Below are 9,709 nucleotides of genomic sequence, written 5' to 3' on the forward strand. Positions count from 1 at the left end.
TCGTTGCCGTGAGCGGGAATTCCACCGGCATCTTTGAGTATTCGCGCCATATGCATCAGGTTCCAACTCATGAAAGTGGCGTTGCGCTGAGTGAAGTCATTTTCCGGCCCGTTGGAATCTTCATCACCGTAGGATGGCCCCGGTCCGGCTTCGCCTATCCACCCGGCGTCGGCCTGTGGTGGAATGGTATAGCCAAGATGTTGCAGTGCATACAGGATGGACATCGAACTGTGTTTTACACCGTCTTCGTTGCCGGTAATAATGCAGCCGCCAGCACGACCGTAATAAACAGACTGATTACGATCGTTAAGCTTACCGGATTCAGCATACAACCGTTCGATTATGCGCCGACAAACCGATGACTCCTCGCCCAACCAGATCGGCGTACCAACAACAAGGATGTTGGATGCCATGACCTTTTCACACAGCACCGGCCAATCGTCGCGCTCAAATCCGTGCTCGCGCATGTCGGGATACACACCGGGCGGCAATATTAAATCGACCGCGCGAACCATGTCTGTCGACACGCGATTGGCGGTCATAATGGCTTGCGGCACTTTCATCAGTGCTTCTGTGTGAGAAAACTCTGACGATGGTTTCAAGGTACAGTTAATAAAAAGCGCTTTCAGGTCGGAAAAGTCAAAACTATGATTCTTACACAGGTCTTTCTGTTTCTCATTTAAAGTCATGATTATGCTCCCTTCCAATGGTATGCAACACAAGTAACACTGTAGTTCATAATCGGCGATTATTGCGTTTACATGACAGAAGCTTAACTTCGTTTTGTCTCCAGCTTGAACAATCGATCCAGTGACAGCGCTCCCGGCCCGGCCGCTAGGATTCCGAACAACATCACGAACCACCAGGCAGCTGGGTTTCACCAATGGCCCCAGGTTGGGAACACCGTCAATTGAATAAACAAGGTCATGACGAGCAGGCCCGGCGCCGCTGGCCAGAAAGATCCGGCAGAAACCCACATCACAGACGGTGGTTCTATGCTGGCCCGGTTGATTGGCGACGCACCTGACCGGCATTGACCAAAAACTGTTGTTTGAACGCTCTGGAAAATGCAGCCTCTGACTGATACCCAACAGACAGCGCTGCAGCAAAAACCGACTCGCCCTGATTCAATAAAACCCAGGCAAGCTGCATACGCCACCACCGTTGATAGTCGTTCCAGGTGCGACCACTGACTCGCTTGAACAGTCGCGAAAAACTGGCCCGGCTGACATGAGCCCGCTGCGCAATCTGCGCAAGTGTCCATGGCTGGTCGGGCGAATCATGAAACGCACTCAAGGCCGGCCCCAGTACCGGATGAAGGTAGGCGGCAAACACATCCGCGTTCGTCTGCTTCAATACCTGACGCGACATCAACATAAAGACCACCTCAGCCAATCGATCCACCACCACGGCACCTCCGGGTCCGCTGTTCAGGCTGTGGCGCATAAGCTCTGCCAGAATTGGCCGAACATCAGCGGCTTCAGCCGACTGGGCCCTAATGACCAGATAGTCCGGCAAGGTGTCGAGCAGGGTCGTCGAGGCGGCATGCTCAAAGCGGATCTCGGCGCACAGCAACCCAGTGCTGTCGGGCAAGCGGGGTAGGGTTACGGGAAGGCGCTGAACCGCACCACCGGACGGCTCCACCGGCCGCAGGCGATGCGGTAATTCACGTGGAAACAGGACAATGTCACCCGGCTCAAGCAGCTCATTGCTGTCACCTACCTCAAGCTTGCATTGGCCGAAGGTTACCAGGTGAAAACAGGTCTGGCCCAAGCGGTGTTCGGTCAGGGTCCAGTCACCGCAGATCTGTTGGTTGTGATAGACCGTGCAACTGGATTGGAGCAATCGAAAATAATCGTCAAAAGAAGACATCTGATACGTCTAAGCAACTAATAGATACAAATTGAACTATATCAGATCAATCTTTGCCCTACGATAGGCATCACAGTCACAGCAGGAGAAATACCATGTTTACCGAACATACTGAACAAAGCGCCCCAGAAAGCAGTGCCACCTTACTGAAGGGCGTAAAAGACAAGATGGGGTTTGTGCCGACGCTGTACAGCTACCTGGCCGAATCACCAACGGCCATCAAAGCCTACAACGAACTGACCAGCTTGCTGGCGGATTCCAGCCTGACACCACAGGAAGTGCAAATTGCACTGCTGGCCACCAGCGTCGAAAACCAGTGCCGTTTCTGCGTCGCCGCTCACAGCGCCGGCAGCACCATGGCCAAGGTCGATGCCAGTACCATTGAAGCGATCAGAGCAGGGCAAACACCGGCCGACACGAAAGCAGCGGCCCTGGTCACCTTTACCCAGACTCTGGTTCGTGAGCGTGGCTGGGCCAGCGATACTGACGTGCAAGCCTTTGTTGACGCTGGCTTCAGCAAAGCGGCCGTGTTTGATGTGTTGACAGCCGTCGCCCTGAAAACACTGTCAAACTACAGCAACCACCTGACGCAGCCGGCGCTGAACCCCGAGCTTGAATCATTTGCCTGGGCCCCGCCCTCTGCCTCGTAAACTGATCAGTACCTGAACTGAACAACGCCGGGTCGACCTGTAAAGTCGACCCGGCCAGAGACTAAAATGGAAAACAAGAACCGACCAGACATCAAAAAGCAGATTTTAAAATCTGAATAGCTTAGTTGTTATTGTCTTTTTCTTTCTCGGCTGGCTCACCAGTCACTTCATCATTTTCCCTGGCAAACCGGCGTGCCATCTGCCCCACCTGTTCAACCTGCACATTGAAATTACGACAACCGCTGCACATAAGATTGTGCATCTTTATTGCCGCTCGCTCACGGATAGACAGCTCCCGCTCTCGAGAGTCAGACATTAAACGAGTCGCTTGCTCACAATTCATCATGACGGTGCTTCCTCGGCAAACCAGTGAACTTCAAGGCATTGGCGCAGGCGTAAACGGGCTCTGTGCAAAAGAACATGCAGATTGGTGGTGCTGATTTCAACCGACTGGCAGATCTCGTCACTGTCCAGCTCTATAAACTCCCGCATCATAAACACTCGGCCCTGGGCAGGCGGTAAGTGTTCGAGACAGGCTTCGAAAACTCGCCAGAATTGTGCATCATCAATAGCTTCAACCGGCTGGGCCCAGCGGTTGGGGCGATCTGCCTGATGCCAGAAGCCACGTGTATCAAAGACTGACGGACTTGAATCATCGTCCATCGTGCCCTGCGGTTTTTCTACATCCACCCAACGTTGCCGGTAACGCAACAGGTCCGTTATTTTATGTTTCAAAATGGCAAATACCCAGGTTTTCAGCGCCGCCTTTCGCTCAAACGAGGCCACATTTTTCAGAGCTCCCATCAGCGCCTCTTGCACGGCATCTTCGGCCTGAGCCTCATTATCGAGTTGCAGCACAGCGAATTTGAGCATTTGCTGGCGCAAATCTTCTAGAAAAACGGAGTCGGTTAAATGGTTCGCCGGTGATTTTTCTACCTTTGTCTCCCCGGGCAAAATGGTATCTCCCATTGGTCGTTTCCCTGATGCTTTATGGTTTGCCTGAACCCAGTCGGGCGACGATGGATTCAGTGTTCAGACAGCAAAGACTACAAGGTCGACCCGGTTTTGTCGTATGGGCGACACTTTCCTTACAGTTACTGCTTAAGAATGACCCGAAGGCCACCCAATGACATCAACACTTACTTTGCTGTTCCGGTCTCTGGGCGGCCTGCTGCTTTCCTGGTCCGGGGTCCTGATTGGAGTATCGCCATTACACTGATCATTGGCGCCAGCGGGTATCGGACAGGGCTTGATGGCGGTCTGGGAGACCGGAGGGTTCACGCCGAGCGGGTGTCGCACCACCCGTATAGGCCTACCCGGTACCCATCACGTATTCTGCCACCACTCCCTTCGGTAAAAACTCGCCACAGAACCTGTAATTTTGTTACATTCTGCGTTATGAATTCTCTTCTTCTGCCCGGTTCACGGGGTTAGCTCACTTGGCGAACCCAGTGAGCCGGAGCCTTTATAGGTTGTGCAGCCATGATTAAAAAAATCGGAGTGTTAACCAGCGGTGGCGATGCGCCGGGTATGAATGCGGCGATCAGGGCCGTGGTGCGCAATGCCATCGTTAAAGATCTGGAAGTTTACGGCATTCGGGACGGCTACCTCGGCCTGCATCTGGATCGGATCAAGCCGCTGCAACGCCAGGATGTGTCAGACATGATCAACCGGGGCGGCACCTTTTTAGGGTCGGCCCGGTTTCCGGAATTCAAAGAAGAGTCCGTTCGGCGCGAGTGCATCCACAATTTGCGCAAACACGACATCGACGCCCTGGTGGTGATCGGTGGTGACGGCTCCTACATGGGCGCCAAACGCCTGAGTGAGATGGGGTTTCCGTGTATTGGCCTGCCCGGAACGATCGACAATGATGTCGCCGGAACCGATTACACCATTGGCTTTCACACCGCCCTGAACACCGTGCTCGATGCCATAGACCGGCTGCGAGACACCTGTTCATCTCACAACCGCATCTCCATCGTCGAGATCATGGGTCGTTACTGCGGCGATCTGACCATCATGGCCTCAATCGGGGGGGGCGCCGAATACACCATTGTGCCGGAAAAAGGGTTTGACGAAGCATTACTGATCAAGACCGTTGCCAACAACGTCATCGCTGGCAAGAAGCACTCCATTATTGCCATTACCGAACACGTGACGGACGTCAGCGCCCTGGCAAAACGCATCGAAGCTAGAACAGGCCTTGAAACCCGGGCGACGATTCTCGGGCATATCCAGCGCGGCGGCGTACCCTGTGCGTTCGACCGGGTGATGGCCAGCCAAATGGGCGCCTATGCGGTGGATCTGATATTGGAAGGCCATGGCGGCCGGTGTGTCGGTTTGCAGAGCAATCGATTGGTGCATCACGACATTATCGATGCCATCGAAAACATGCCCCGCCCATTCAAACAGGACCTCTACGACCTGACCAAGTTGCTGGCATAAGGGCTAACCCGGAGGACGACTTGCCCGTCCGGGATCTGGTCGCATGAAAGGTTAATCGAGAGTGGTAATAATGCGTGAATAACGGGCGATATACCGGCGTGCTTCGTCCACCAGTTCGCGTCCATCAATGCCCTGCGACGTCACCTCACGGATCCAGCGTTGTACCACCTGTTCACTGACGTCTTCAAAGGCGTATATATCATCAACCGGAAGTTTGGTTAGATTCTCGTACTGCACCATACGACCCGGTACCTCGAGATCATCCCAGGCCAGGCCCATCTCCTTCACGAAATCGAGCCCAATGTTGTCGTCGATGACCTGCTGCAGATCGGCAGGCAGTGCATCGAACTGATCCTGATTCATCAAAAACAAGAAGACGGACGTACCGAAACGACTGCCATCAGCCCCAACCACCGAATGCCCTACCAGCCCTTCCAGGCCGATTGAGGAGAACACCTCAAACGGGATCAGGGCACCATCGATACTGCCATCAGCCAGGGCGTCACGGATACGCGGTGCCGGCATTGCAGCCTGTTCAGCCTGCCAGGCATCAATCAACCAGCCACCGGTGCGGGAGGGGGTACGAATGGTCAGACCACGCAAATCAGCGGGCTCAGTAACATCCTGCCCGGCCATATGGATCGCATTACCGGCATGAACGTGGACCAGAAGGGGCTTTAACCCCTTGTAGTCGGCTTCAATCAAATCAAAATTGGCGAAAATGGCTCGGTTGGTCGCGTAGGCGCTGCGAAAATGAACGGCAGGCAGTTCGAAAACTTCCGTGCGGGGAAACCGCCCGGGCGTGTAGCCAGCCAGCGTCCACACCATATCCACCTCACCGGATTCAACCTGATTAACCAATGACGGCGGTGCGCCGCCCAACGACATACCCGGATGGATGCTGATATCGATGCGGCCATTACTCTGCTCGCGGATACGCTCGGCCCACGGCTCCAACAGAACTTTCTGAGCCGGGGAATCAGGACCTAAAAAGTGATGCAACCGAAACTGGAACTCCTCCGCCTGAGCCGTGTTTGTCAGGCTTGCCAAACCGGCTATTGCCAGGAAAACCAGGGGCAAACGCTTGCCCGAATTCACAGATAACCGGTGGTTGCTATCCTTCATACTTTGAGCGCTCCTTACATCAGACAGGTCACCAACAGCTTTAGCCGATAAATGACTCAGTCGCATTCGTTGTTGTTAGAGGTGATTATTACCCAACAGGCGCAACCTGCTCGGTAATAAGTTTTGATCGTCGGTTGGGCCAAACCGTTGTGACAACAATTCTCAGCCTGGATGGAGATTACCGTTACCCTACCCAGGGTACGACGCACCCATGACTGGACGCAGCGTTCCATACTGGAATCGAGAGACAGATCACATTATAAAATAAAATTCGACATCATTACTTGACTGTAAAAACGCCCGATTCGGGAAAAGAATGCGAGTAGAGTGTAAAATATCGGCTGACCCCTAATGGTTGACCCCTCAGACTGGCCCTCGTACCTTACGCGACCACCGCAGCCCAGGATACCGACATGACCGACATCAAAACCGAATCATTTGAAGCCAAAATGGGCCAGCTGGAGACCCTGGTCAGCCAGCTGGAATCCGGTGAGTTGTCACTGGACGACGCCATGAAGACCTTTGAACACGGCATAAAACTGACGCGAGAATGCCAGTCTGCGCTCGATCAGGCGGAACAGACCGTACAGGTTTTGCTGGGCGAGCCCGGCCAGGAACAGCTTGCCCCGTTAACCGACTCTGAGTGAGCCCCTGCCGCGATGACCTTTGCGTCTTTTCAGATCGACACCCGCCAACGCCTCGAACACCACCTCAGTGGCTTACTGCAGCAGCCGGTGGCAACACGATTGGTCGAAGCCATGCGGTATTCGCTGCTCGATGGCGGCAAACGGCTGCGTCCAACGCTGGTTCGTGCCACGGCAGACAGCTTCGGTGCGCTACCGGACAGCTGGTTGCACCCGGCCTCAGCGCTGGAGATGATGCATGTCTACAGCCTGATTCACGATGACCTGCCAGCCATGGACGATGACGACCTGCGTCGCGGCAAAGCCACCAACCACCGCGCTTTCGATGAGGCAACGGCTATACTGGCGGGCGACGCCCTGCAAAGTCTGGCTTATGAACACCTCAGCCAGGCGCCTGAACTCAGTGCCGACACCCGCCTGGCGATGATCAGTACGCTCGCCCGACAGGCTGGGCACGAAGGCATGGTGGCTGGGCAAATGCTCGATTTACAGGCCGAAGGCCAGCAACTCGGGCTCGACGACCTGGCCCGCATTCACCGACTCAAGACCGGTGCCCTGATCGAATCGGCCCTGAACCTGGGAGCCCTGTGCACCAACACGCCACTGTCCACCAAGGTCCGCAGTGCCCTGACAACCTTTGGTCAGGCGCTGGGGCTCGCCTTTCAGATCACCGACGACATTCTTGATGTCACGGCCGACACTGCGACCCTCGGCAAACCGCAGGGCAGCGATGCAGCGTTGAATAAATCCACCTATGTGCAATTGCTCGGCCTTGACGGCGCACGACATGAAGCACGCCAGCAGACAGAGGCGGCGTTGACGGTGCTCGACCAACTGGACATCAACCATGATTCGCCGCTGCGAGCACTGACCGGTTATGTGCTCAGTAGAGACCACTGACACTAGGGACTGGCGGGGCTTTCCGTTACAATGCCGAGCCCGGCTGCGACAGGCCGGGATGCTCTATAATCATAACGATCATCACTGGTTCCGCTGCAGGGACAGGCTCGACAGGCAGGTAAGCGCATTTTCATGAAGGTTTTTACTCACATTCCCAAACTACGACCGGTCACGCCGCTGCTGGATACCATCGACACGCCCGCAGACCTGCGCCTGCTGACGCTGGATGAACTGCCTCGCCTGGCCGATGAATTGCGTGAATTTCTGCTGTTCAGCGTCGGTCAGACAGGAGGTCATTTCGGGGCGGGACTGGGCGTCGTGGAACTGACCATCGCGCTGCATTACGTATACGAAACACCCAAAGCGTCTCTGGTCTGGGATGTCGGCCACCAGGCCTACCCCCACAAGATTCTGACCGGACGGCGCGAGCGCATGAACAGCATGCGTCAGGCGCAAGGCCTGGCCGCTTTTCCAAAACGGGATGAAAGCGAATACGACACCTTCGGAGTTGGCCATTCCAGCACGTCCATCTCAGCCGCACTGGGTATGTCGATTGCCGACCGGTTACTCGGCATTCCGCGCCAGAGTGTGGCGGTCATCGGTGACGGTGCCCTGACCGCTGGCATGGCGTTCGAGGCCCTGAATCACGCCGGTCACGACGGCGCTGACATGCTGGTGGTGCTGAACGACAACGACATGTCGATCTCAGAAAACGTCGGCGCCCTGTCGAAAACCTTTTCCCGCGTTTTCTCATCGAAAACCTACTCGCACATGCGCGAGAACAGTAAAAAAGTGCTGCAGAACCTGCCGCCTATTCTCGAGTTTGCGCGCAAGGCCGAAGAACATGTCAAAGGCATGGTCTCGCCCGGCACTCTGTTTGAAGAACTCGGGTTCAACTACGTCGGCCCGGTAGACGGCCACGACGTCATTGAACTGGTGCATACACTGCGCAATCTGAAGACGTTCAACGGGCCGCAATTTCTGCACGTAGCCACCCAGAAAGGCAAGGGCTTCACCCCGGCCGAAAACGAACCGATCAAGTACCACGCCATCACCAAGCTGGAAAAGAAAGACGTGGAGCCGGTTGCCAAACAACCCGTAGGCCCGAAATACTCCAACGTATTCGGCCAGTGGCTATGCGACATGGCCAGTAACGATGACCGACTGATGGGCATTACCCCCGCCATGCGCGAAGGCTCCGACCTGGTAGCATTTGCCGAGCACTATCCGAAACGCTATTTCGATGTCGCCATTGCCGAGCAGCACGCCCTCACCCTGGCCGCTGGCATGGCTTGCCAGGGCGCCAAACCGGTAATCGCCATTTATTCAACCTTCCTGCAACGCGCCTACGATCAGCTGATTCACGACATCGCCATTCAGAATCTCGATGTCACCTTCGCCATCGACCGCGCCGGCCTGGTCGGTGAAGACGGCCCAACACACGCCGGCAGCTTCGATCTGAGCTTTTTACGCTGCATTCCCAATCTGGTCATCATGGCGCCTAAAGATGAAAACGAATGCCGCCAGATGCTCAGCACCGCCTATCACCACCCCGGTCCTGCCGCTGTGCGCTACCCACGTGGCTCCGGGCCAGGCGCAACCATTGAAGAGGCGCTGACGGCATTGCCTCTGGGCAAAGCCGAAACCCTGCGCCAGGGCAAAAAAGTCGCCATTCTGGCTTTTGGCAGTATGGTCGCCCCTGCACAAGTCGCTGCCGATACGCTCGACGCCACTCTGGTTAACATGCGCTTCATCAAGCCTTTGGATAATGAACGAGTTCTGGACATGGCTCGCACCCATGACCTGATCGTTACCATTGAAGAAAACGCCATACAGGGTGGCGCAGGGTCTGCAGTCACCGAATGCCTGCACCATGCTGGCCTGACCACAACCGTGTTGCAACTGGGCTTGCCAGATACCTACATCGACCATGGTAAACCACAGGATTTGCTGGCGAGCGCCGGGCTGAATGCACCCGGAATTCAGGCGGCGATTGAGCGCCGTTTGAGCATCTTATAACTGTTGGGTAGACGGCAATGTTACCACGGCCGCCCCCTTGCAGATCCGGACGTG

The 9,709-nt window shown here is 55.5% G+C and carries 10 protein-coding genes; 5 read left to right on the forward strand and 5 right to left on the reverse strand.

Features of this window, described 5'->3' with window-relative positions; genetic code table 11:
* Together WEB54_RS17325 and WEB54_RS17330 are read right to left on the reverse strand one after the other, a co-directional pair.
* Positions 1–689, reverse strand: a 689-nt coding sequence (locus tag WEB54_RS17325; protein WP_368056820.1) for a flavodoxin family protein, incomplete at its 3' end; no start/stop codon positions are given.
* Positions 690–993: 304 nt separating this feature from the next.
* A complete protein-coding gene (locus WEB54_RS17330) occupies positions 994–1,872 on the reverse strand; it encodes an AraC family transcriptional regulator (protein WP_368056821.1) in 879 nt (292 codons plus the stop codon).
* A 95-nt stretch (positions 1,873–1,967) separates the two neighbouring features.
* Between WEB54_RS17330 and WEB54_RS17335 the strand changes: the two genes are divergently transcribed.
* Positions 1,968–2,522, forward strand: a complete 555-nt coding sequence (locus WEB54_RS17335) for a carboxymuconolactone decarboxylase family protein (protein ID WP_368056822.1) — start codon at positions 1,968–1,970, stop codon at positions 2,520–2,522.
* Positions 2,523–2,643: 121 nt separating this feature from the next.
* On the opposite strand, the gene WEB54_RS17340 is transcribed toward WEB54_RS17335, so the two are convergent.
* Together WEB54_RS17340 and WEB54_RS17345 are read right to left on the reverse strand one after the other, a co-directional pair.
* The gene (locus WEB54_RS17340) at positions 2,644–2,868 is read right to left on the reverse strand and encodes a zf-HC2 domain-containing protein (RefSeq protein WP_368056823.1); all 225 of its coding nucleotides are present in this window, start codon (positions 2,866–2,868) and stop codon (positions 2,644–2,646) included.
* On the reverse strand, positions 2,865–3,491 hold the full coding sequence (locus tag WEB54_RS17345; RefSeq protein ID WP_368056824.1) for a sigma-70 family RNA polymerase sigma factor: 627 nt from the start codon (positions 3,489–3,491) through the stop codon (positions 2,865–2,867). Before WEB54_RS17345 ends, WEB54_RS17340 begins: the two co-directional genes overlap by 4 nt.
* A 513-nt stretch (positions 3,492–4,004) precedes the next feature.
* On the opposite strand from WEB54_RS17345, the gene pfkA reads away from it, so the two are divergent.
* Positions 4,005–4,967 carry a 6-phosphofructokinase gene (gene pfkA, locus WEB54_RS17350; RefSeq protein WP_368056825.1) on the forward strand — a complete coding sequence of 321 codons (963 nt, stop codon included), beginning with the start codon at positions 4,005–4,007 and terminating at the stop codon, positions 4,965–4,967.
* 51 nt (positions 4,968–5,018) lie between these two features.
* Here pfkA and WEB54_RS17355 read toward each other — a convergent pair whose 3' ends face one another.
* On the reverse strand, positions 5,019–6,092 hold the full coding sequence (locus tag WEB54_RS17355; RefSeq protein WP_368054263.1) for a TRAP transporter substrate-binding protein: 1,074 nt from the start codon (positions 6,090–6,092) through the stop codon (positions 5,019–5,021).
* Positions 6,093–6,505: 413 nt separating this feature from the next.
* Here WEB54_RS17355 and WEB54_RS17360 point away from each other — a divergent pair, with 413 nt between their 5' ends.
* From WEB54_RS17360 to dxs, 3 genes are all read left to right on the forward strand, one after another.
* Positions 6,506–6,739 (forward strand): exodeoxyribonuclease VII small subunit, encoded by a 234-nt coding sequence (locus WEB54_RS17360; RefSeq protein ID WP_368054261.1) that lies wholly within the window; start codon positions 6,506–6,508, stop codon positions 6,737–6,739.
* 12 nt (positions 6,740–6,751) lie between these two features.
* On the forward strand, positions 6,752–7,636 hold the full coding sequence (locus WEB54_RS17365) for a polyprenyl synthetase family protein (protein WP_368056826.1): 885 nt from the start codon (positions 6,752–6,754) through the stop codon (positions 7,634–7,636).
* 132 nt (positions 7,637–7,768) lie between these two features.
* Positions 7,769–9,655, forward strand: a complete 1,887-nt coding sequence (gene dxs / locus WEB54_RS17370) for a 1-deoxy-D-xylulose-5-phosphate synthase (protein ID WP_368056827.1) — start codon at positions 7,769–7,771, stop codon at positions 9,653–9,655.
* Positions 9,656–9,709 lie beyond the last annotated feature (54 nt).

Source organism: Saccharospirillum sp. (genome assembly GCF_040881935.1).
Lineage (GTDB): Bacteria > Pseudomonadota > Gammaproteobacteria > Pseudomonadales > Natronospirillaceae > Saccharospirillum.

Excerpts from the sequence above, each read along its gene's own strand:
- WEB54_RS17330 (WP_368056821.1), bottom strand. The coding sequence starts at position 1,872 with ATGTCTTCTTTTGACGATTATTTTCGATTGCTCCAATCCAGTTGCACG.
- WEB54_RS17335 (WP_368056822.1), top strand. The coding sequence starts at position 1,968 with ATGTTTACCGAACATACTGAACAAAGCGCCCCAGAAAGCAGTGCCACC.
- WEB54_RS17340 (WP_368056823.1), bottom strand. The coding sequence starts at position 2,868 with ATGATGAATTGTGAGCAAGCGACTCGTTTAATGTCTGACTCTCGAGAG.
- WEB54_RS17345 (WP_368056824.1), bottom strand. The coding sequence starts at position 3,491 with ATGGGAGATACCATTTTGCCCGGGGAGACAAAGGTAGAAAAATCACCG.
- pfkA (WP_368056825.1), top strand. The coding sequence starts at position 4,005 with ATGATTAAAAAAATCGGAGTGTTAACCAGCGGTGGCGATGCGCCGGGT.
- WEB54_RS17355 (WP_368054263.1), bottom strand. The coding sequence starts at position 6,092 with ATGAAGGATAGCAACCACCGGTTATCTGTGAATTCGGGCAAGCGTTTG.
- WEB54_RS17360 (WP_368054261.1), top strand. The coding sequence starts at position 6,506 with ATGACCGACATCAAAACCGAATCATTTGAAGCCAAAATGGGCCAGCTG.
- WEB54_RS17365 (WP_368056826.1), top strand. The coding sequence starts at position 6,752 with ATGACCTTTGCGTCTTTTCAGATCGACACCCGCCAACGCCTCGAACAC.
- dxs (WP_368056827.1), top strand. The coding sequence starts at position 7,769 with ATGAAGGTTTTTACTCACATTCCCAAACTACGACCGGTCACGCCGCTG.